Annotated in this window: 19 protein-coding genes; 3 read left to right on the forward strand and 16 right to left on the reverse strand. The window is 73.9% G+C overall.

The annotated features are described in order from the left end of the window. Positions 1-25: 25 nt before the first annotated feature. Positions 26-955 (reverse strand): NADP-dependent oxidoreductase, encoded by a 930-nt coding sequence (locus ACZ60X_RS17785; RefSeq protein WP_469599175.1) that lies wholly within the window; start codon positions 953-955, stop codon positions 26-28. Between the two features lie 89 nt (positions 956-1,044). On the opposite strand from ACZ60X_RS17785, the gene ACZ60X_RS17790 reads away from it, so the two are divergent. Together ACZ60X_RS17790 and ACZ60X_RS17795 are read left to right on the forward strand one after the other, a co-directional pair. Then, on the forward strand, positions 1,045-1,425 hold the full coding sequence (locus ACZ60X_RS17790) for a winged helix-turn-helix transcriptional regulator (RefSeq protein WP_469599177.1): 381 nt from the start codon (positions 1,045-1,047) through the stop codon (positions 1,423-1,425). A gap of 277 nt (positions 1,426-1,702) precedes the next feature. Beyond that, positions 1,703-2,227 (forward strand): MarR family winged helix-turn-helix transcriptional regulator, encoded by a 525-nt coding sequence (locus ACZ60X_RS17795; RefSeq protein WP_469599179.1) that lies wholly within the window; start codon positions 1,703-1,705, stop codon positions 2,225-2,227. A gap of 77 nt (positions 2,228-2,304) precedes the next feature. Here ACZ60X_RS17795 and ACZ60X_RS17800 read toward each other — a convergent pair whose 3' ends face one another. The 5 genes from ACZ60X_RS17800 to ACZ60X_RS17820 form a co-directional block, all read right to left on the reverse strand. Next, positions 2,305-2,892, reverse strand: coding sequence for an SRPBCC domain-containing protein (locus ACZ60X_RS17800; RefSeq protein WP_469599181.1), 588 nt, complete (start codon positions 2,890-2,892; stop codon positions 2,305-2,307). Positions 2,893-2,946: 54 nt separating this feature from the next. After that, positions 2,947-3,639, reverse strand: coding sequence for an alpha/beta fold hydrolase (locus tag ACZ60X_RS17805; RefSeq protein ID WP_469599184.1), 693 nt, complete (start codon positions 3,637-3,639; stop codon positions 2,947-2,949). Between the two features lie 65 nt (positions 3,640-3,704). Further along, positions 3,705-4,148: a type II 3-dehydroquinate dehydratase gene (locus ACZ60X_RS17810; RefSeq protein WP_469599186.1), complete on the reverse strand. Its 444-nt coding sequence runs from the start codon at positions 4,146-4,148 to the stop codon at positions 3,705-3,707. 9 nt (positions 4,149-4,157) lie between these two features. After that, on the reverse strand, positions 4,158-4,934 hold the full coding sequence (locus tag ACZ60X_RS17815) for a cation:proton antiporter (RefSeq protein WP_469599188.1): 777 nt from the start codon (positions 4,932-4,934) through the stop codon (positions 4,158-4,160). A gap of 33 nt (positions 4,935-4,967) precedes the next feature. Then, complete coding sequence (locus ACZ60X_RS17820; protein ID WP_469599190.1) at positions 4,968-5,741, reverse strand: thioesterase II family protein; 774 nt, start codon at positions 5,739-5,741, stop codon at positions 4,968-4,970. A gap of 216 nt (positions 5,742-5,957) precedes the next feature. Here ACZ60X_RS17820 and mhpA point away from each other — a divergent pair, with 216 nt between their 5' ends. Next, entirely contained in the window at positions 5,958-7,619 is a 1,662-nt protein-coding gene (mhpA, locus tag ACZ60X_RS17825) for a bifunctional 3-(3-hydroxy-phenyl)propionate/3-hydroxycinnamic acid hydroxylase MhpA (protein WP_469599192.1), read from the forward strand. Between the two features lie 69 nt (positions 7,620-7,688). Here the strand turns inward: mhpA and ACZ60X_RS17830 are convergent, their stop codons facing one another. From ACZ60X_RS17830 to ACZ60X_RS17875, 10 genes are all read right to left on the reverse strand, one after another. Then, positions 7,689-8,609, reverse strand: a complete 921-nt coding sequence (locus ACZ60X_RS17830) for an ROK family protein (RefSeq protein WP_469599194.1) — start codon at positions 8,607-8,609, stop codon at positions 7,689-7,691. Between the two features lie 2 nt (positions 8,610-8,611). After that, positions 8,612-9,307, reverse strand: a complete 696-nt coding sequence (locus tag ACZ60X_RS17835; protein WP_469599196.1) for an HAD-IA family hydrolase — start codon at positions 9,305-9,307, stop codon at positions 8,612-8,614. Between the two features lie 7 nt (positions 9,308-9,314). After that, a complete protein-coding gene (locus tag ACZ60X_RS17840) occupies positions 9,315-10,409 on the reverse strand; it encodes a Gfo/Idh/MocA family protein (protein ID WP_469599198.1) in 1,095 nt (364 codons plus the stop codon). Further along, on the reverse strand, positions 10,406-11,566 hold the full coding sequence (gene rifK / locus ACZ60X_RS17845) for a 3-amino-5-hydroxybenzoate synthase (RefSeq protein ID WP_469599200.1): 1,161 nt from the start codon (positions 11,564-11,566) through the stop codon (positions 10,406-10,408). The genes ACZ60X_RS17840 and rifK overlap by 4 nt, the downstream gene beginning before the upstream one ends. A gap of 239 nt (positions 11,567-11,805) precedes the next feature. Continuing rightward, positions 11,806-12,642 carry a shikimate dehydrogenase family protein gene (locus ACZ60X_RS17850; protein WP_469599202.1) on the reverse strand — a complete coding sequence of 279 codons (837 nt, stop codon included), beginning with the start codon at positions 12,640-12,642 and terminating at the stop codon, positions 11,806-11,808. Beyond that, positions 12,639-14,057 (reverse strand): 3-deoxy-7-phosphoheptulonate synthase, encoded by a 1,419-nt coding sequence (locus ACZ60X_RS17855; RefSeq protein ID WP_469599204.1) that lies wholly within the window; start codon positions 14,055-14,057, stop codon positions 12,639-12,641. The genes ACZ60X_RS17850 and ACZ60X_RS17855 overlap by 4 nt, the downstream gene beginning before the upstream one ends. Next, positions 14,054-15,124 (reverse strand): 3-dehydroquinate synthase family protein, encoded by a 1,071-nt coding sequence (locus ACZ60X_RS17860; RefSeq protein WP_469599206.1) that lies wholly within the window; start codon positions 15,122-15,124, stop codon positions 14,054-14,056. The genes ACZ60X_RS17855 and ACZ60X_RS17860 overlap by 4 nt, the downstream gene beginning before the upstream one ends. A gap of 124 nt (positions 15,125-15,248) precedes the next feature. Then, entirely contained in the window at positions 15,249-16,592 is a 1,344-nt protein-coding gene (locus ACZ60X_RS17865; RefSeq protein ID WP_469599209.1) for an NAD(P)/FAD-dependent oxidoreductase, read from the reverse strand. Positions 16,593-16,669: 77 nt separating this feature from the next. Beyond that, positions 16,670-17,485 (reverse strand): arylamine N-acetyltransferase family protein, encoded by an 816-nt coding sequence (locus tag ACZ60X_RS17870; RefSeq protein WP_469599211.1) that lies wholly within the window; start codon positions 17,483-17,485, stop codon positions 16,670-16,672. Between the two features lie 43 nt (positions 17,486-17,528). After that, positions 17,529-20,570: type I polyketide synthase (locus ACZ60X_RS17875; protein WP_469599213.1), on the reverse strand; the 3,042-nt coding region annotated here is incomplete at its 5' end.

The raw sequence follows: 20,570 nt of genomic DNA on the forward strand, positions 1-20,570 counted from the left end.
GCTCACGCGAGGCCCCACGACGGGATCAGACGGTGAGGACGAGCTTGCCCTGGAGGTGACCGCCGTCGAGCAGCCGGTGCGCGTCGGCGACGCGCTCGAACGGGAACGTCTGTTGCACGTGGACCCGGAGCCTGCCCTGTTCGACGAGTTCGACGAGACCTCGCAAGGCGACCGGATCGGGGTCGACCGCGATGCCGCTGAAGCGCATGCCGGCCGCCTCGTAGGCGGCGATGAGCGCCGTATCCTCCTCGGCGACCGCCGTCACCAGGTGACCGCCCGGGCGGAGCACTTCGAGCGACCGCTCGACGGTGTCGCCGCCGATCGTGTCGAGCACGACGTCGATGTCGCGGACCGCCTCGGTGAAGTCGACCGCCGTGTAGTCGATCACCTCGTCTGCGCCGAACCCCTCGACGAACGTCCGCTTGCTCCCGCTGGCGGTCGCGATCACGTGCGCGCCGAGCGCTTTCGCGATCTGGATCGCGACGTGGCCGACCCCGCCGCCACCGCCGTGGACCAGGACGCGGTCGCCGGCGGTCACGCCCCCGAGGTCGACGAGGCCCTGCCACGCCGTCAGTCCGACGATCGGCAGCGCCGACGCCTCGACGTGCGAGAGCGATGCCGGCTTGCGTGCCAGGTGCAACGCCGGCGCCGACACGACCTCGGCGTACCCGCCGGCCGCCCGCGGGAACAGCGGCATCCCGAACACCTCGTCGCCCGGCCTGAACCGCCATGTCCGCGGCGCCTCCATGACCACGCCGCTGACGTCCCAGCCGAGGATGAACGGCGGCCGGCCGATCAGCGGGAACTCGCCGGCGCGCAGGCGCGCCTCCAGCGGGTTCAGTCCGATCGCCTTGACGCGGACGAGAACCTCGGTCGGGAGGGCGTGGGGCTCGGGCGCGTCCACGATGGTGAGCACCTCGGGACCGCCGAGCGTCCGCTGGGTGATGACTCGCATGACTCTCCTGGATTGGGAAGGGGAGAGAACCCAGGCTAGGTTTCCGACGGGAACCAGCAGGTACCTGTGCCGCGGGTACCTTTGGCGCCATGAGCGGTTTCGGTCCCGGCGATCCCTTTCTCGCCGACTGTCCGGCACGTCTGGCGGTCGAGCTGATCGCCGACAAGTGGACGGTGGTCGTGCTCTACGGCCTCAGCGAAGGCCCGGTGCGCCATGGCGAGTTGATCGAGCTGATCGGCGGCATCTCCCGCAAGATGCTCACCCAGACGCTCCGACGGCTCCAGGCGCACGGACTCGTCCGCCGGCGCGCCTACGCCGAGGTGCCACCCCGCGTCGAGTACTCGCTCACTGCGCTCGGGGCGACGCTGATCGGTCCGATCCACATGCTGACCGAGTGGGCGAGGGCGAACGGCGACGCAGTGCTCGATGCGCTCGACGCCGGACCCGAGCAGGTCGCCCACAGCGACTGAGGCCCCGCTGGAGCACCGCGTGTCCTCTCGGCCGCTACGCGGTACGGCCCGGCCCGGCCTCGCCCGGCCGGCAAGGCGCTCTCGGTGTCCTCACCGGATTCTCCTCGCCGGCGCAGGCGCGTACGGAGCCATTGAACGGCTTCCTCCAAGCCCGCGCCTGGCACTTCGGCGACGGCCCCGAGCCCACCGGGCACGCCGCACCTGAGCAGCACATACCCTGCCCTCAGAACGCGGACCCGAGGACCGGCCGCACGGGAGAAGGGCAGAAGGAAGCACCATGGAATCCGAGGCAACGCCCCAGGTCCCCGAGACCGGGGAACTCCCCGAGGCCGCACGCCGCGGACCGATCAGCCATGCGATCTTCCGGGTGGCCCGCCTGCACCGCATGCTCGCCGGCCAGCTGTTGCGCGAGGTCGGTCTGCACCCGGCCCAGGAACTGGTCATGATGCAGCTGTGGGACCGCGGCCGGATGCGCCAGACGGACCTGGCCGGGCACGTCGGTGCCGACGCCGCCACCATGACCCGCACGATCCAGCGCCTGGAGAAGGCCGGTTTCGTGCGCCGCGTGCGCTCCACCAGCGACAAGCGCTCCGTCCTGGTCGAACCCACCGCCGCCAGCCAGGCCCTGCGCCAGCAGGTCGAAGCCCTCTGGGCCCGCCTCGAGGACTACGTCGCCGGCGACCTCACCGGCACCGGACGCGGCGAGACCCTCGCCGTCCTCGAACGCCTCGAAACCAACCTCGCCGCCCACGTCAGCGCCGCCGAACCGGCCTCGCGCCCCGGCGGCGCATCCGAGGCCTGACCGGACGGCCGGCGGGCGGGCGGAGTGCTCGGCACGAACCGTAGGCGCGGCAATGCTTGCCGGAAGGTGGCAGGCGGCTACCTGGCGACGGTGCCGGTGTTGATCGGTGTCCCGGCCCGGGGCAGGCCGTGGTGGCGGTCGGGGTTCACCACCGTGGACAGGCCGTTGAGGAGCAGGCGGATGCCGCCGCGCAGGTGGGGGACGTCCTGGCTGCCGTCCCCGGTGGGCACGAGCCAGGTGTACTGCTCGGTCCAGGTCAGGCGGGAGCCGACGGGCTCGTCGGCCAGTTCGACGGTGACGAGGGAGATCCAGCGGACGCTGCCGTCGACCTCGGCCTCGTAGACGTGGACGACCCGGGTGTCCGGCACGATGTCCAGGAACCGGGAGCGGTAGGCGAGGTGCTCCTCGGTGTCGCCGGAGACGAAGACGTTGCGGGCGCTCTCGCCGCCGCCGGGCCGGAAATCCAGGGCGTGTTCGGCGGTGGCGGAGCCGCCGGGCAGGCGGAACCAGCGGCGCCGCAGGGACGGTTCGGCGAAGCCGCGGAAGACCTCGGCCCGCGTCACCGTGAAGTCCAGATCGAGTGTGAACGTACCGTGCCGTACGGGGGTCCGGTCAGCGGCCGGAGAACTCCCGGCCTCCACCTGTGCGAGGTGACCTGCGTCCATTGGATCAACGTAACACAGCGCGGGCCGCCGCCCCGGCGCCGTCGGCGGCCGCGGTCAGAGCCAGCCGTCCAGGGATGCGAGGAAGCCGTCGAGGTCGTCGCGGTGCACGCAGTGGCCGGTGTCCGGCACGTACACCACCTCGAAGCCCCGCGCGCGGAGCCGCTCGGCCAGCTCGTCCGGTACGAGGTGGTGGTCGCCGGCGCCCTGGACGAGCGAGGGCACCTCGGCACGCGCGGGAATGAGGTCCCGGTCGCTCCGCAGCCACTCGATGGCCCGGACGTCCCAGCGGGCGTATCCGGCCAGCTCCGCCTCGATGTCCTCGGGCAGCCAGCGGGGGCACAGCCGGCGGATGCTCTCGGCGGTGGCCGACTTGGTGGCCTGCGCGAACTCCCGTACCTCGTCAACGGATCGGGCACCGAGCTTCCACGCCGGGTCGCTGTAGACGACCCGGGCCGGGCACAGGCCGGGCACCGCGAGGGCGAGCACCGGTGCGCCGAAGGAGTGGGCGAGGGCCAGGTCGACTCCCGCCGGGACGGACTCCACGAGGTCGGCGGCGAGCAGTTCGGGCGTGTAGTCGTCGGCGTGCGGGCTGTCGCCGTGGCCGCGCAGGTCCGGCATGAGGACGCGGTAGCCGCGTGCGGCGAGTGCCGGGGCCACCCGGCGCCAGGTGTCCGCCGACGCCATCACGCCGTGGACGAGCAGCGCCGTCCGGTCGCCGTCGCCGATCTCGTGCAGTGCGAGCTTCATGACCGGGACGTCCTTTCGAGACACGGTTACGGGGGTCGGGCGCGGCGCGGGCCGGCCCGCGGTGGTCAGCGGCTGCGCCCGTCCAGTTCCAGCAGGGCCTGCGCGGCCAGCCGGTAGCCCAGGGCGCCCAGGCCGACGACGACGCCGGAGGCCAGCGGCGCGATCACGGACACGTGCCGGAACTGCTCCCGGGCCCACACGTTGCTCAGGTGCACCTCGATCCAGGGGTGCGGGTAGGCGGCGAGGGCGTCGCGCAGGCTCCAGCCGGCGATCATCAGCGCCCCCGGGTTGACGATGGCGCCTACGGTGTCGTCGTGGTGCCGGTGGATGTCGCGCACCAGGTCGCCCTCCGCGTCGTGCTGGAGGGAGAGCACCTCCCAGCCCGCGCCGTTCACCTCGGCGGCGACGGCCTTCTCGATGTCGGCGAGGGTGTCGGTGCCGTAGAGCTCCGGCTCGCGTCGGCCCAGGATGCCGAGGTTGGGGCCGTTCAGCAGCAGAAGGGTGCTCATGGGGTCACCTCACTGTTCGACGTGCCGGGGCGTCGTGGGTGCCGCACCCTCGGCCCGTCCGGCCAGGCGCAGCGCGGCGCCCACCAGCGGGCGCCCGATCAGCAGCGCGAACAGCACGACGCCGACCGGGCAGAGCACGGAGGCCGCCACGACGCCGGCGGTCAGTCCGGCGGTGGCCATCGCGGAGACGACGGACAGCAGGAACCAGCCGACGATGTCGTCCACGACACCGGCGGACAGGATCAGCTGGCCGATGTCGCGGTGCAGCATCCTCATGTCGAGGAGGGTCTTGGCGATCACCGGGATGGCGGTGACGCACATCGCCACGCCGAGGAAGAACGCGAAGACGGTGGAGTCGACGCCGGCCGGCCGGAGAACGCCGCCCAGCGCGAAGCCGGTGGCGATGCCGAGGCCGAGCGGCAGCACCAGGCCGGCGACGCTGACCCTGGCCGCGGTGATCCCGCGCTTGCGGACGAGGCCGAAGTTCAGCTCGGCGCCGGTGACGCCGACGAGGAGCAGCACACCGAGCTGGCCGGCGGCGTCGAGCAGGTGCGTCTGCTCCGGCTGCCGGGGCAGCAGCCAGTGGGAGAAGCCGGGCAGCAGATGATGGAGCACGGACGGCCCGAGCAGCACGCCCGCGCACAGCTCGCCCACGACCGCGGGCATCCGGAAGCGCTCGGCGAGCCGGCCGAGGACGAGGGCGGACAACAGCAGGAAGGCGAGTTGGAGGAGGAAGACCAGGAGCGAGTGGGGGGCCATGGCCGGCACCGGGTTGGCGAGCGTCACGGGCTCTTCCCTCGTCGGGAGCGGTCGTGGGGGTCAGCGGGTGGTGTCGGCACCCTGGACGCCCAGCGTGCGGGCGAGGAGCGCGATGACCTCGGCGCTGCGTTCGACGTGGAAGAAGTGACCGCCCGGGAAGACCTGTACGTCGGTCGGGCCGGTGGTGTGCTCCTCCCAGGCGCGTGCCTCGTCGAGCGTGGTCCGCGGGTCGGCGTCGCCGGTGAGGACGGTCACCGGGCAGTCCAGCACCCGGCCGGGTGCGTGCCGGTAGCTCTCGATGGCGGTGTAGTCGCTGCGGATCGCCGGCAGGAACATCGCCAGCACCTCGGGGTCGGCCAGGATCGCCTGGTTGGGGCCGCTGAGCGTGCGCAGTTCGGCCAGCACGTCCTCGTCGGTCGCCGCGTGGACTCGCTCGTCGCGGTACCGGGAGGGGGCCCGTCGGCCGGAGGCGAACAGCCGCATCGGGGAGGGAAGTTGCGCGTCCCGCATGCGCAGGGCCACCTCGTAGGCGAGGACGGCGCCCATGCTGTGCCCGAACAGGGCGAGCGGCCGGTCGTCCAGGTGGCGCAGGGCCGCGAAGATCTGGTCGGCGTAGTCGGGGATGTTGTCGATGCCGGGTTCGTGGCGGCGGGTCTGCCGGCCGGGATACTGGACGGCCAGGACCTCCACGGTGGGCGCGAGGGCGGTGGCGACCGGGAAGAAGAAGCTCGCCGAGCCGCCGGCGTGCGGCAGGCAGACGAGCCGTACCGCGCTGTCCGGAGCGGGGCGGAAGACGCTGACCCACTTGTCGAACTGTGCCGTTGCTCCAGGCATGCCGAAGGACTCGCTTTCACGTGGAGGACATCGCGGTTCAGCGTCTGGTGCGGGACTCCGGCAGATTAGGCCGCGCCGGTGCGGCCCCGGTATCCCTCAGTCTGATAGCCCGTGCGCGGAACCCGGCCGCGTCCGGTCGCCGGGCCGTACGCTCGCCGGGAGTCACCCGAGCAGGGCCCGCCGGCGAGTCAGCCCGGCCGTACCGAGGGGGTTTCCATGTCCGATGTGTCACCGAACGCCGCGACGGCGTCCGCCCGTTCGCCGGAGACGGATGTGCTGGTCGTCGGGTACGGGCCGGTCGGCTCGGTGCTGTCCGTGCTGCTGGCGCAGCGCGGCTGGCGGGTGACGGTCCTCGAACGCCGGCGGCGGCCGTACACGCTGCCCCGGGCGACGAGCTTCGACGGGGAGACGGCGCGGCTGCTGGCCGGGACGGGCATCGGCGGGGAGCTGGGCCGGATCACCGAGCCGGGCACCGGGTACCAGTGGCGTACGGCGGACGGCAGGACGCTGCTGGACATCGAGTTCAGCACCGAGGGCCCGTACGGGTGGCCCGACGCCAACACGATGCACCAGCCCGCGCTGGAGGAGTTGCTCGCCGCCCGCGCCGCGGGGCTGCCGGGCATCACGGTGCTGCGCGGCCGCCGGGTCGTGGACATCGCCGACGGGCCGGCCGGGGTGACGGTGAGCGCCGAGGACGACGAGGGGACGGCGCGGACGTTCTCGGCGCGCTGGGTGGTCGGCTGCGACGGCGCCAACAGCTTCGTGCGGGACCGGACGGGTGTGTCCGTCACGGATCTCGGGTTCTCCTACGAGTGGTTGCTGTGTGACGTGGAGCTGCGTGAGCCGCGCGTGTTCGTGCCCACCAACGTGCAGCTGTGCGATCCGGCGCGGCCGACCACGCTGGTCGGCAGCGGACCGGGGCACCGGCGCTGGGAGTTCATGCGGCTGCCGGGCGAGCGGGCGGCCGACCTTAACCGGGAGGAGACCGCGTGGCGGCTGCTCGCGCCGTTCGGTGTCACGCCGGACAGCGCCCGGCTGCTGCGCAGCACCACGTACATCTTCCAGGCGCGGTGGGCCGACGAGTGGCGGGTGGGGCACGTACTGCTGGCCGGGGACGCCGCCCATCTGATGCCGCCGTTCGCGGGGCAGGGCATGTGCTCGGGCGTGCGGGACGTGACCGGCCTGGCGTGGCGGCTGGACCTGGTGTTGCGCGGGATCGCCCCGGATTGCCTGCTCGACAGCTACACCGAGGAGCGCAGGGCGCAGGTGCGCGCGTCGATTCTGGCGTCGGTGCAGTTGGGGCGGCTGATCTGTGTGACGGACGCGGCGGCCGCGGCGGAGCGCGACGCGACGGTGCTGGCGAACCGGCGCGGGCGGGGGCCGGGCCGCCCGGAGCCGGCGCTGCCGGTCACCTGCGGCCTGCTGCACCGTCCGCCGGGCGCCGGCGTGGACACCCCGGTGCCGCCGGCGGGCGAGGTGCTGCCGCACGGCCGGCTGCTGCGGACGTCCGGCGGGGAGCCGATGGACGATCCGGTGAGCCGCGGCTTCGTCCTGTTCGTCACGCCCGAGGCGGAGCCGGGACTCACCCCTAAGGGGCTGTCCTTCCTGCGGGACACCGGCGCGCGGGTGATCCGTCTTTGGCCGGCCGGCGCGTCGTACGACGGCACGGGCGGGCCGGAGGGGCTGGTCGACGCGGTGGACGCCGACGGGGTGCTGGGCGGCTTCCTGGACCGGTACGGCGCGAGCGCGCTGTTGGTGCGCCCGGACTACCACGTCTTCGGTACGGCTGCCGGTCCGGCCGGAGCGGCCGCGCTGGTGGACGACCTGCGCACCCGCCTGACCGCCCCGGCACCGGCCCCCGCGGGCCGCCCCGGCTGAACCGGCGGGGCCCAGATCGCGGCGGGGGCGGGCACCGAGCAGGGGTGGCGCGGTCGGCTCGTCGGGGGATCAGAGTTGGTGGGCGAGGCGGAGGGCGCCGTGCAGGGACGACAGTCCGCCCAGGCGGGCGGGGCCGAGCGGCGGGGTGGGATGGCCGGGGCGGGCGAGGGAGGTCAGGTGGGTGGTGACGGCGGCCAGGAGGTCGGGGACGCCCGTGGCGAAACCGCCGCCGAGCAGGGCGCGTTCGGGGTGGACGAGTTCGCCGACGCCCGCGATGGCCGTGGCCAGGGCGCGGGCCGCCCGGTCCAGGGCCGCGATCGCCCATGGCAGGCGGTCGCGCAGCCCGGCCCGCAGTTCGTCGAAGGCGACCGGGGTGCCGCGGAGGGCGGCGGCGTGGGCGAGGGCGGCCGGTCCGGACGCGGTCGCCTGGAGGCAGCCCCGGCGACCGCAGGCGCACTCGGGGCCGTCCTGGTCGACCACGAGATGGCCGATCTCGAAGGAGCCCCGGGCCGGGCCGGGGCACACCATGCCGTTCAGGACGAGTCCGCCGCCGACGCCGGTGCCGACGCCGAGGTAGAGGAGGTCGCGGCAGTACGCCGCGTCCGCCTCGGCGAGGGCGCCGAGGTCGCCGTCGTCCGCCCAGGCGACCGCCGCGCCGGGGAACAGCGTGCGCAGGGCCGGTCCCAGGGCGACCCCGGTCCAGGCGGGGCGGCTGGGCCAGGCGGTGACGCGTTCGCCGGGGCCGACGGTGGCGGGCACGGCCACGCCGACGGCTCGTACGTCCGTGCGCCGGGGAAAGGCGCCGAGGTACGTGGCGAGGTCGGCCAGGTCCCGGTCGGCGTCCTGGTGGGGACCCCAGGTGAAGGACGACTCCTCGGTCCGGCCGTCGTCGCTCTCGGCGCGCAGGACGACCTTGGTGCCGCCGATGTCGATGCCGAGCCGGCCCGGCGCCGGGGAGGCGCCGGGCCGGCGGTGCCGGGGAGCGGGCATGCTCAGTCGCCCGGTACGGCCGGACACAGCGCGAGCAGGTCGCCGGGGCGGCGCAGGACCGCGTCGGGCCCGGCCGCGAGGAGTTCCTCCTCGTCGGGGCCGACCCACAGGGCGGCGGCGGAGGCGACGCCGGCGCCCCGCGCGCTGGCCAGGTCGGTGGGTGCGTCGCCGACCATGATGGCCTGCTCGGGCGGCACGTCGAGCAGTTCCAGCGCGCGCCGCACGATGTCGGGGGCGGGCTTGGGCCGGGGCACCTCGTCGGAGCCGATGACGTGTGCGAAGAACGGCAGCAGGCCGAGCCCGTCGAGCAGTGAGCGGGCGCGGTCCCCGGCCTTGCCGGTGGCCACCGCCAGCCGCAGGCCGCGCATCCGCAGGGTCAGCAGGAGTGCGGGGACGCCGTCGAAGACCTCCACCCGGTGGGCGAGCCGGTAGCTCTCGCGGACGAAGGGCTCCTCCATCTCCAGCGGCAGTCCCATGATTCGCATGATGTCGGGGAAGTAGCGCCCCTGGTGGCGCACGTACTCCTCGAAGGGGGCGGGACCGTCGCCGACGACCTCGGCGTAGGCGAGAGCGAAGGCCTCCCGCATGACCGCGAAGCTGTCGACGATCACGCCGTCCAGGTCGAAGACGACCGCCCGCCGGGGTGTCGTCAGCAGGCCGTCCGGGATGACGGGCCGGTCGGTCGAGTGGACTGTCATGGGGTCCTCATCTGCTGGTGGTCTGCTGGTACGCGGTGTGCCGCGGCCCGTCGCGACCGGCCCGGGCGGAGGCGTAGAGGCGTTCCACGAGCCGTACGGTGGCCTGGGCATCGGCGATGGCACGGCCCCGGTTCGCCGGGTCGGCGAGGAGGCCCGGCACCCCGTCCAGCTGCCGCCCGTACTCCGCGCCGACGCCTTCGGCGGGCACCGGCAGCCGGCGGGTGGTGCCCTCGCGGGTGAGGGCCAGCACGGGCTCGGGCTGCCGGTTGGGGCTGAAGCCGAAGGTGCAGCGGAGTTCGGCGGTGCCGGTGCTGCCCTCGATCCGGATCAGGGAGAGGTCCCGGGCCTCGTGCGAGGCCCAACTGGCGTGCAAGGACACGGAGATGCCGTCCTCGCGGAGCAGGAACCCGCGGGCGGTGTCCTCGACGTCCCCGCCGGGGGCGGCGGCGGGCCGCTCGCGGCGCCAGGCCGCGGACCACTCGCCGGCGTTGAGGAAGTCGTCCGAGGTGGCGCCGACGGCCTGGCGGACCGGGGACGGGCCGAGCAGGTGGGTCAGCGTGTCCACGAGGTGCCAGCCGAGGTCGACCAGCGCACCGCCGCCGGCCTCGCTGCGCCGGGTGAACCAGCCGCCCGCACGCGGCACACCGCGGGCCCGCACCCATGCCAGGTCCACATGCCTGATCCGCCCCAACTGCGTTAGCAGCGCGGCGAGTTGGCGTACGTCGGCGCGGTGCCGGGCGGCGCTGCCGGCCAGCAGCATGCCGCCGTCCCGCTCGGCCGCGGCCAGGGTGTCGGACTCGGCGCTGGACAGGCAGACCGGCTTCTCCAGGAAGACGGACACGCCCCGGCCGAGCAGGCCGGCGGCGACCTCGGTGTGCAGGTGGTTGGGTACGGCGACGACGGCGAGGTCGACGGACCGGGCGTCGAGGGCGTCCGGTCCGGCGTGTGCGGGAGCATCCGTCGCCGCGCCGGCGGCCGCGCGTGCGGCGGGGTCGGGATCGACGACGGCGACCAGGTCGAAGTCCGGGTGGGACCGCAGCCGCGGCAGCCACAGTTCCCGCCCCGCCCAGCCGAGCCCCACCACGGCGGCCCGTACGCTCATACGGCGGCCACTGCGTCCGCGATGATCTCGGCCGTGGCCTGAAGGTCCCGGTCGCCGGCGAGGAGCACCCGGTGGTGCAGCCAGACGCAGTCGTTGCTGATGGCCTCGGTGTTCGGGCAGCGCTCGGCGATCCGCTCCGCGGTCTCGTCGGGGGCGCCGATCTCCCAGAAGGCGTCGGTGCGGTAGACGGCGCGGAACGCGGCGAACGCGGGCAGCCCGGCGTCGACCAGCCGGTCGACGAGGGCGTTGCGGTCCTCCTCCGCGATGCCGGGGATCCGGAACATCGCCATGTAGTGCGTGTTCTGGTCGGCGCGGACGTCGCCGCCCTGGGGCACGACGCCGTCGACGGCGCCGAGGAGCCGGGACAGCAGCGCCCATCGTGTGTCGCGCAGTGCGGTCTGGGCGGGCAGGCGGCGCAGCTGGGCGCGCAGGACGGCGGCGGAGAACTCGTTGAGCCGCATGTTGGTGCCGGCGATCCGGTGCAGGTAGTGGCGGTCGGTGCGCGGCCGGCCGCAGCTGTGCCGCAGGAACGCCGACTCGTACAGGTCGCTGTCGGGGAACAGGACGGCGCCGCCCTCGCCGGCGGTCATCAGCTTGCCGTTCTGGAAGGAGAACGCGGCGACGGTACCGAGTTCGCCGACCCGCCTGCCCTGCCAGCGGGCGCCCTGGGCATGGGCGGCGTCCTGCAGGATCGGTACGCCGCTGTCGGCGGAGAGCTTGCCGAGGGCGTCCATGTCGGCCATCAGACCGGCCATGTGCACGGGCATGATCGCCCGGGTGCGCGGGGTGATGGCGGCGGCCGTCGCGGCGGGGTCGATGTTGTACGTGTCCGGGTCGACGTCGACGGGGACGGCGACCGCGCCGATGCGCTGGGCGGCCTGGGAGGAGGAGATGAAGGTGAACGCCGGCACGATGACCTCGGTGCCCGGGCCGACGCCCATGACCTGGAGGGCGAGTTCGAGGGCGTGGGTGCCGTTGGTGACGGCCAGGGCGTGTGGGGCGCCGTGGAAGTCGGCGAACTCGCGCTCGAAGAAGTCGACTTCCTCCCCGCCCATGCGCCACCACTGACCCTGCTCCAGCGCCCGGATCAGTCCGGTCCGCTCGTCGTCGTCGTACTGGGGCCACTTCGGGAATTCCGGTGCCGGTCGCGCGTTCATGGTTCTCCAAATGTCCGTCGGGAACGGGCGGTTGCGGGTGACCGGGCGAGGCGAGGGGCGACGGAGCCGGTCCGGACGGTTCGCGCGGTGCTGGCCGTCCTCAGGCTAGGACGCGGCGTGCCGGGACTCCCATCCCTCGGTCTGGTAGTCGACCGGTGGGGGGCGGCTGGTGCCCGGCGGGCGAGCGGCCGGGGTGCGTGCCGGGCATCGCGGCGGGGCGAACGTCGCCTGCCCGGGAACTAGGGCGTGCGCAGTCCGAAGAACGCCTTGTAGGAGTCGGTCTGTCCGGTGAGCATGTGGCGTCCGTGGTGCACGGCGAGTCCCCGGGCGGCGGCCTCGCGCAGCAGCGGGGTGTCGCGGGGTTTCATGATGATGTCGGCGACGACGGCGCCCGCCGGCAGCACCTGGGGCGGGAAGGGCAGCGGGTCGTCGGGGCGCAGGCCGAGCGGGGTGGCGTTGACGGCGATGTCGCTGTCGGCCAACGGCGGGGTGGCGGCGGACCGGACGCGGCCGGGCCAGTGGGCGGCCAGCCGGTCGACGAGGGTGGTCAGCCGCGGGGTGTCGGGGTCGGTGATGGTCAGCCGCTCCACTCCCGCGTCGAGCAGGGCCGCCGCGATGGCGCTGCCGGCTCCCCCCGCGCCGACGAGTGCCACACGGGCGCCCTTCGGCTGGTGGCCGGCCCGGGTCAGGCCCGACACGAAACCGGAGCCGTCGAAGTTCTCGGCGAGCCAGGCGCCGTCGGGTTCGCGGCGCAGCGCGTTGGCGCTGCCGGTGATCTCGACGGTGGGGCCGCGCCGGTCGGCCAGCTGTGCGGCGGCGGTCTTGTGCGGGACGGTGACGAACAGGCCGTCGAGGTTGCCGACGCGCTTGAGTCCCCGGACGACCGTCTCCAGGTCGGCGGGGCGGACGTGCACGGGGACGAGTACGGCGTCGATGCCGAGGCGGGCGAAGAGCGGGTTGAGCAGTCCGGGCGACTGGACCTGTCCGACGGGGTCGCCGAGGACGGCGTACAGCCGGGTGGTTCCGCTGACGAGCGCCTGCTGCGGGGGGCCGGGCGGCTGTGCGGTGTCGGTCATCGTCGTGCCTCCGTGCTGTGCGTCGCCCCGGCCGCGAACAACTCCGCGACGGCGAAGGCGAGTTCCATGGACTGTTCGGCGTTGAGCCGGGGATCGCAGGCGGTGCGGTAGCGGGCGGGCAGGTCCGTCTCGGTCAGGCCGCGGGCCCCGCCTGTGCACTCCGTGACGTCCTCGCCGGTGGCCTCCAGGTGCAGTCCCCCGGGGTGCGTGCCGAGCGCCCGGTGCACCTGGAGGAAGCCGGTGATCTCGTCGAGGATGTGGTCGAAGTGCCGCGTCTTGTGACCGGTCGCGGTGGTACGGGAGTTGCCGTGCATGGGGTCGCACTGCCAGATCACCTGGCGGCCGGAGGCGGTGACCTTCTCCACTATCGGCGGGAGCACCTCGCGCACCCGGTCGTGGCCCATCCGGCTGATCAGGGTGAGCCGGCCGGGGACGCCGTGCGGGTCCAGGCGCCGTACGTACTCCACGGCCTGCTCGGGGGTCGTGCCGGGGCCGATCTTCACGCCGACGGGGTTGGCGAGCAGTTCCGCGAAGGCGAGGTGCGCGCCGTCGGGGTGCCGGGTGCGTTCCCCGATCCACAGGAAGTGGGCGAGTCCGCTGGACAGCCGGGGTTCGGGGCCCTCGGTGTCGGCCCACAGCAGGGTGCTCTCGTAGTCCAGCAGCAGCGCCTCGTGGCTGGTCCAGATCTCGCCGAGGCGCGGGGCGGGGGCGCCGACGCCGGTCATGAAGCGCAGCCCGCGGCCGATCTCAGCGGCGCGTGCCGCGTGCGGGCGGCCGCCGGGCGCGGTGCTGACGAAGCGCTGGTTCTCCGCGTGCAGGGCGTGGGCGTCGGCGAGGTCGGTGCGGGCGAGCCGGCGGACGGCGGCCGTCGCCTCCCGGGCGTGCCGGCGGGCCCGCGCCATGCGGTCCGGGTCGGGGACGCGGGCGGCGCGGTCCCGCTCGCCGGAGTTGATGATGTCGCCCCGGTACACGGGCAGCCCGTCGGCGTCGAGGGCGGCGGAGCGGGGTTTGGCGTACTGTCCGGCGGCGCGGGCCACCGTGACCACGGGCAGTCCGGCGGCGTGGGTGAGGACCAGCGCCATCCGCCGCAGCAGCCCGAGGTTGGCCCGCAGGTGGGGCTCGGTGCTGTCGGCGAAGGTCTCCGCGCAGTCACCGGACTGCAGCAGGAGGGCTTCACCGCGGGCCACGGCGGCGAGCCGGTCGAGCAGCCGCCGGGTCTCGGCGGGCGTGACGAGGGGCTCGCCGGCGGTCAGCCGGCGGAGCACGGACCGGGCCCGGTCCGGGTCCGGCCAGCCGGGCTGCTGGGCGGCGGGCCTGGCCAGGGCCGCCGCGAGCCGGTCGGCGAGGAGGCGCTCGACCGGCCGCCGCCGGATCCGCCCAGGGGTGTCGGGCGGCCACCGAGGTGAGTACGTCATGTCACCGCCGCCTCCGTCCCCGCGGCCGGGGCACCGGCGACGAGCCGGTCGAGGGGAGCGCGCTCCATCCCGGTCAGGGCTTCGGCGACGGCCCGCTCGGGCACGTCGGCGACGAGTTCCGCGCCGGCGGGTCCGTCGAGGACGAAGGTGAGGCCCGAGCGGGCCTTCTTGTCCCGGCGCATCAGCTCGATCAGGGTGCCGGGGTCGGCGGCGTCGGGCAGCGCGGTGGGCAGGCCGTAGGAGGCGACCACCTCCCGGTGTTCGCGCACCCGGCCGGACGGGATCCGGCCGAGTGCGCCGGCGAGCAGGCCCGCGAAGACGGTGCCGATCGCGACGCCCTCGCCGTGCCGCAGGGCGAAGCCGGTGGCCGCCTCCAGGGCGTGGCCCAGGGTGTGGCCGTAGTTGAGCAGGTGCCGCGGGCCCTTGTCGCGTTCGTCGGCGGAGACGATGCCCGCCTTGAGGGTCACGCCGGCCGCGATCTGCTGCGCGAGCGGCAGCCCGTGCAGGCCGGGGGCGCCGATGAAGTGGCAGCGGGCGATCTCCCCGAGGCCGTTGCGCAGTTCGCGGGGCGGCAGGGTGGTCAGGTAGTCGGTGTCGCACAGGACGGCGGCGGGCTGCCAGTAGGCGCCCACCAGGTTCTTGCCCTCGGGCAGGTTGACGGCGGTCTTGCCGCCGACGCTGGCGTCGACCTGGGCGAGCAGGGTGGTCGGCAGGTGGACGACGGGCACCCCGCGGTGGTAGAGGGCGGCGGCGAGACCGACGACGTCGGTGGTGGTGCCGCCGCCGACGGAGACGACGGCGTCGGAGCGGGTCAGCCCGAACCGCACGAACGCGGCGCACAGGGCCTCCACCGTGGCGAGGTTCTTGGCCGGCTCACCGTCCCGGGCGGGCAGCAGCAGCGTCTCCGCACCGGTGTCGGGCACCCATGCGACGGGGCGGGCCGAGACCACCGCGACGCGCCGGGCGCCGAGCCTGTCGAGGATCCCGGGCAGGGCGGTGCGCACGCCGGCGCCGATGAGCACCTCATGGGACCGGTCGCCGCAGCGCACCGGGACGTGTGTTGTCACTTCCGCTTCACCTTCTTCGGTCGTGCGCGGTCTCGGCGACTCGCCCGGGGCCCGGCCGGCGACGGCACACCGCGGCCGGGCTTCCGTGGCGGACGGGGCTCCGCGGGGCCTGTCGCCCCGGGGGCTACTGGCCGGCGGTCACCCGGCGGATGCGGGACTCGGCGCGCTCCTTGCGGTCCTGCTCGTCCAGGTGGGGGTAGGACGGGCAGCCGTAGACCCGCTGGAACGGCGCGAAGGTGTCCCACTCGGGACGCCGGCGCATCTCCTGGGCGACCGCGTTGTGCTCGCTCCAGAAGTCGCCGCCGATCAGCCGGATCATGTAGCGCTCCAGCGCCTCGCGGTCGGTGGTACGGCCGGCGTCGGCGGCGACCGCGACGAGTTCGCCGTCGTAGAAGGCGTGGATGAGCCGGATGTAGGTGTCGTAGCCGGTCTTGAAGAAGTTGGCGTACTCGCCGATCAGCCGGTCGGCGTCCTCGGGTTCGTCCAGGGCCTCGCTGAGGGTCTCGGCGGCGCGGACCGCGGTGGCCGAGGCGACGAGGACGCCGCCGGAGAACATGGGGTCGCCGAAGCAGCCGGCGTCGCCGACCATGACCCAGCCGGGGCCGGTGACGGTGTCGGTGTGGTAGCAGTAGTCGGTCTCGACCTTCAGGTCCATGATCGGACGGGTGCCGGTCAGCCGGGCGGTGATCCGCGGCACCCGGTCCTTGTGCTCCTCGAAGACCTGCTCGGGGGTGGAGGCGCGGAAGACGTCGCGGGGCATGACGGTGCCGACGCTGATGACGTCCTTGGACAGCGGGATGGCCCACACCCAGCCGTCGGCGTGCGCGCCGACCTGGATGTCGCCCTCGACCCCGGGGTTGTGCTTCTCGTCCAGGCCCTCGTAGTGCCGGAACACGGCGACCATGCGGAGCTTTTCCAGCGTCTTGCGCAGTCCGAACGTGTGGGCGATGCGGCCGGCGCGCCCGCTGGCGTCGATGACGTACCGGGAGCGGACCTCGTGCTCCTCGCCGCCCTTGGTGTAGCGGACGCCGACCATGCGGTCGCCCTCCATCAGCAGCTCGCCGGCGGTGGCGCCGAGGTGCACCTGGGCGCCGGCCTTGCGGGCCTGCTCCACGAGCATCCGGTCGAACTTGGCGCGTTCGACCTGGAACGCCCGGTCGTACCGGCCCTCGCCCTGCTTGCCGAAGTCCGCGCGGAACACTCCGGAGAAGAACTTCGTCTCGGTCGGGTCGATGAACTCACCGCCGAACTTCGGGACGTAGCCCCGGCTCTCCACCTCCTCCCGGATTCCGATCCGGTCGAACAGGCCCATCATGTACGGCAGCAGGGACTCGCCGATGTGGAAGCGCGGGTCCTCCTCGCGCTCCAGGAGCACCACGGAGTGCCCCCGCCGGGCCAGCACGTAGGCGCTCACCGCGCCGGCCGGTCCTCCGCCGATGACGATGACGTCGGCCGCGTTGTTGCCCATGGATTGTCCTTCCGGTCGTTTCCGGTTGTTTTCCGGTGGTGTGCTGGTGACGTGGGTCCGGTCGGTGCGCCGCCCGGTCACGCGAGGTCGGCGGCGTCGAGGTCGCCGGCGAGAAGGGCGGTGACGAGCCTGCGGTGTTCGGCGTCCTCCACGACGGTGCGGACGCGTTCGCGGCCGTCCCGGACGACCAGGTACCGGCGGCCCTTGAGCACGGCCTGGCCGTCGTCGAAGGTCCGGCCGCACAGGATGCCCTGGCCGTCGTCCGCGGAGGCGGTGGCGTGGTGGGCGCGGGCGCGGTCCTCCAGCTCCTTCCAGTCGTGCCACTGGCGGGCCCGCAGCCGGAACGTGTAGACGGTGCTCCACCGGGTGACGCGCCCCCGCCGCTGGAGCGCGATCGGACCGTCGCCGCTTTTGCCCTCGCCGTCCTTGCGGACGAGCCGGTACTGGCAGCCGTACTGGGTCTGCACCTCGTCCCCGACGCGCAGCGGTTCGATGTACGACGGCCCGGGGTAGCCGACGTCGACAAGCCACTGCTCGCCGTCGACGACGGCCCGGATGAACATGTGCTCGATCTCGGTGCCGAAGTTCTCCCGGCCCTCGGCGGTGCTCGCGGCCAGCAGGGACACGTCGTAGCCCAGGTCGGTCAGGAGCCGGAAGAAGAGCCGGTTGAGCTGGAAGCAGGTGCCGCCGAGGCCTTCCATGACCCCGGTGCGGAACGTGGCGTCCTCGTCCACGTCCACGAGGTGGACACCGTCGGCGAAGCCTTGTCCCGCGACGTTGTACGGCACGGTCATCAGGTGCTGCTTGTGCAGCGTGCGCAGGGTGTGGAGGTCGGGTTGCGGGGTCTGTCCGGTCCAGCCGAGGCGGCGGAGGTAGGCGTCCACGTCGAACATGCGGTCATCTGCTCCCTTCGGGGCGGTGCGGTGGGTGGACGCCTCAGACGGACAGGGCCACGGGCCCGGTCGCGTCCTCGCCGTACATGCGCTCGGTCAGATGGGCGACGATCAGCGCGGCGGTCGGGTGGTCGAAGACGAGGCCCGCGCCGAGCTTGGTGCCGGTCAGCTCACCGAGCCGGTTGCGCAGTTCGAGGGCGGTCAGCGAGTCGAAGCCGATCTCGAACAGGCCCTGATCGGCGTCTACTCGGTGGTCGGCGGCATAGCCGAGGACGACGGCGACCTGGGTGCGCACCAGCTCCAGCAGGGCCTCCGCCCGCTCCCCCGCCGACAGCCCGGCCAGGCGTTCGGCGAGCCGGCGCCGCTCGTCCCCCGTGGCGGCTGCCCGCGCCGACCGCCGGCCCGCGCGGACGAGGCCGCGCAGCAACGGCGGCACGGTCGTCCCGGCGGCCGCGTCGGCCCGCAGACTCCGCAGGTCCACCTTGGCCGGCACCAGCAGGGTCCGGTCGCTGTCCAGTGCCGCGTCGAACAGCCGCATGCCCTCCTCGGGCCCGAGGGCGAGGACGCCACCGCGGCGGCTGAGCCGGCCGCGGGTGAGGTCGTCGGTGCCGGCCGCCATGCCGGTGGTCTGCTCCCACAGTCCCCAGGCCAGCGACTGCGCCGGGAACCCGGCCGCCCGACGACGCGCCACCAGGGCGTCCATGCAGGCGTTCGCGGCACCGTAACTCCCGGTTCCCGCACCCAGGAAGACGCCGGAGACGGACGAGTACGTGATGAACGCGTCCAGGTCGGGGGCGAGTTGACGTGTCAGCGCGTCCAGGTGCTCCACGGCGGTGACCTTCGGCGCGAACACCCGGGCCAGCCGCTCGGGTTCGATCTCGCCGACCACCCCCGCGTCGTAGAGGCCGGCCGCGTGGATGACGGCGGTGAGGCGTGGGCCGTCCCCGGTGAGCCCGGTCAGCAGGGCCGCAACAGCGTCCCGGTCGGTCACATCACAGGCGGGCACGGCCACCGACTCCGCACCCAGCCCCTCCAGCTCCGCCACCAACTCCCGCGCCCCGTCGGCCTCCGGACCGCTGCGACTGACCAGCGCCAGGTGCCGGACGCCGTGCCGGGACACCAGATGCCGGGCCAGCAGCCCGGCCAGCGAACCCGTACCGCCGGTGATCAGGACCGTGCCCTGCGGGTCCAGCACCGGTGCCCCGGAGCCAGCGGCAGGGAGCACACGAGCGAGGCGTGGCACGTACAGCGCCGCGCCGCGCACCGCCAGTTGCGGTTCACCGGTGGCGAGGACAGCGCCCAACAACGACCCGAGGCCTTCGCGGTCCACGTCCGTATCCGCATCGACGTCCGCATCCCTGTCGATATGTATGTCTATGTCTATGTCTGTGTCGAGCAGGACGATCTGGTCCGGGTTCTCGGCCTGCGCGGCACGGACCAGCCCCCAGACGGCCGCGCCGCCCGGATCGCTGACCGTCTCGTCGCCGCCCGCGGGCACCGCGCCCCGGGTGACCACGACCAGCCGGGTGTCGTCCAGGCCTCCACCGGCGAGCCAGGTCTGGACGACCTCCAGGGTGCGCTCGGTCACGGCCAGCGGGGTGTCGTCCGGGCCGTCCGTCACGGCCTCCAGGACGACGGCGCGGGGAAGCCCGCCGCCGTCCGGGTCGTCCTCGGCGAGGGTCGCCACCTCTTCCGCGGTGGACAGCCTGAGCCAGGACGGCGTCACCGGGCGCTCGGGCCTGGGCAGCGGTGCCCAGTCGACGCCGAAGAGCATGTCTGCGCCGCCCGTGGTGCGCAGTTGCTCCGAGGTGACCGGGCGGAACACCAGTGAGTCCGCGCTGAGCACCGGGCGGCCGGTCTCGTCGGCGGCTTCCAGGGACAGCGCGTCCGGAGCGGGCCCGGCGACCCGGATCCGCAGGGACGCGGCTTTGGCGGCGTGCAGGGTGAGCCCGTTCCAGGCGAAGGGGAGCATCGTGCGGTGCTCGCCGCCGCTCAGGAACGCCTTCGTGTGCAGGGCGGCGTCGAGCAGGGCCGGATGGATGCCGAACTCCGTGGCGTCGGCGCGCTGTTGCTCGGGCAGGGACACCTCGGCGAAGAGTTCGTCGCCGCGCCGCCACACCGCGCGCAGACCGCGGAAGACGGGGCCGTAGCGGTAGTCGTGGTCGCGCAGGCGTGCGTAGAAGTCGTCCGGGGTCACCTCGACGCGTTCGGCGCCTGGCGGCGGCCATGTGGTGAGGTCGGGGTGGGCGACGGCGCGGGTGCGGGGGGCCGGGACGAGGACGCCACCGGCGTGCCGGGTCCAGCCCTCGGCGCCGGCCGCACCTTCGCGCGCGGAGTGGATGGTGACGGTGCGGGCGCCTTGGTCGTCGGGGCCGCCGACGCTGACCTGGACGCGCACGCCGCCCTGCGCGGGCAGGATCAGCGGGGCTTCGATGACGAGTTCGTCCAGGGTGGCGCACCCGGCCTCGTCGCCCGCGCGGACGGCGAGTTCCACCAGTCCGGTGCCGGGCAGCAGCACGGTGTCGCCGACAGCGTGGTCGGCGAGCCACGGGTGGGTGCGCAGCGACAGCCGGGAGGTGCACAGCACGCCCCCTGTGTCGGGCACCTCCACCACCGCGCCGATGAGCGGGTGTCCGGCGCCGGCCAGCCCCAGTGAGGCGGGGTCACCCGCGACGGCCGGGGCCGGGAGCCAGTAGTGCTGGTGGTCGAACGCGTAAGTGGGCAGCTCGACGGGGCGGGCGGTGACCGGCAGCACGCCCGTCCAGTCCACCGGAACCCCCTTGACGAATAGTCCGGCCAGGGAGGCCAGCAGCCGCCGCGGGCCGCCGTCGTCGCGGCGCAGGGTGCCGCTCACCAGCACGTCGGCACCGTCCGCAATCTCGCTGACCGGCTGGACGAGGACGGGGTGGGCACTGGACTCGACGAACACCGAGTGCCCCTCGGCGATCAGCGCCTCAACAGCGAGCCCGAAACGTACCCGTTGACGCAGGTTGCGGTACCAGTAACCGCCGTCGAGCACACCCGCCTCACGCACCCACTCACCCGTCACCGTCGAGAAGAACGGCACCAGCGGCGCCTGGCTGCG

The sequence above is a fragment of the Streptomyces sp. NPDC104106 genome, assembly GCF_055584345.1.

Excerpts from the sequence above, each read along its gene's own strand:
- ACZ60X_RS17840 (WP_469599198.1), bottom strand. The coding sequence starts at position 10,409 with ATGAGCGTACGGGCCGCCGTGGTGGGGCTCGGCTGGGCGGGGCGGGAA.
- ACZ60X_RS17870 (WP_469599211.1), bottom strand. The coding sequence starts at position 17,485 with ATGTTCGACGTGGACGCCTACCTCCGCCGCCTCGGCTGGACCGGACAG.
- ACZ60X_RS17855 (WP_469599204.1), bottom strand. The coding sequence starts at position 14,057 with ATGACGTACTCACCTCGGTGGCCGCCCGACACCCCTGGGCGGATCCGG.
- ACZ60X_RS17790 (WP_469599177.1), top strand. The coding sequence starts at position 1,045 with ATGAGCGGTTTCGGTCCCGGCGATCCCTTTCTCGCCGACTGTCCGGCA.
- rifK (WP_469599200.1), bottom strand. The coding sequence starts at position 11,566 with ATGAACGCGCGACCGGCACCGGAATTCCCGAAGTGGCCCCAGTACGAC.
- ACZ60X_RS17835 (WP_469599196.1), bottom strand. The coding sequence starts at position 9,307 with ATGACAGTCCACTCGACCGACCGGCCCGTCATCCCGGACGGCCTGCTG.
- ACZ60X_RS17785 (WP_469599175.1), bottom strand. The coding sequence starts at position 955 with ATGCGAGTCATCACCCAGCGGACGCTCGGCGGTCCCGAGGTGCTCACC.
- ACZ60X_RS17810 (WP_469599186.1), bottom strand. The coding sequence starts at position 4,148 with ATGAGCACCCTTCTGCTGCTGAACGGCCCCAACCTCGGCATCCTGGGC.
- mhpA (WP_469599192.1), top strand. The coding sequence starts at position 5,958 with ATGTCCGATGTGTCACCGAACGCCGCGACGGCGTCCGCCCGTTCGCCG.
- ACZ60X_RS17805 (WP_469599184.1), bottom strand. The coding sequence starts at position 3,639 with ATGAAGCTCGCACTGCACGAGATCGGCGACGGCGACCGGACGGCGCTG.
- ACZ60X_RS17795 (WP_469599179.1), top strand. The coding sequence starts at position 1,703 with ATGGAATCCGAGGCAACGCCCCAGGTCCCCGAGACCGGGGAACTCCCC.
- ACZ60X_RS17830 (WP_469599194.1), bottom strand. The coding sequence starts at position 8,609 with ATGCCCGCTCCCCGGCACCGCCGGCCCGGCGCCTCCCCGGCGCCGGGC.
- ACZ60X_RS17820 (WP_469599190.1), bottom strand. The coding sequence starts at position 5,741 with ATGCCTGGAGCAACGGCACAGTTCGACAAGTGGGTCAGCGTCTTCCGC.
- ACZ60X_RS17850 (WP_469599202.1), bottom strand. The coding sequence starts at position 12,642 with ATGACCGACACCGCACAGCCGCCCGGCCCCCCGCAGCAGGCGCTCGTC.
- ACZ60X_RS17865 (WP_469599209.1), bottom strand. The coding sequence starts at position 16,592 with ATGGGCAACAACGCGGCCGACGTCATCGTCATCGGCGGAGGACCGGCC.
- ACZ60X_RS17800 (WP_469599181.1), bottom strand. The coding sequence starts at position 2,892 with ATGGACGCAGGTCACCTCGCACAGGTGGAGGCCGGGAGTTCTCCGGCC.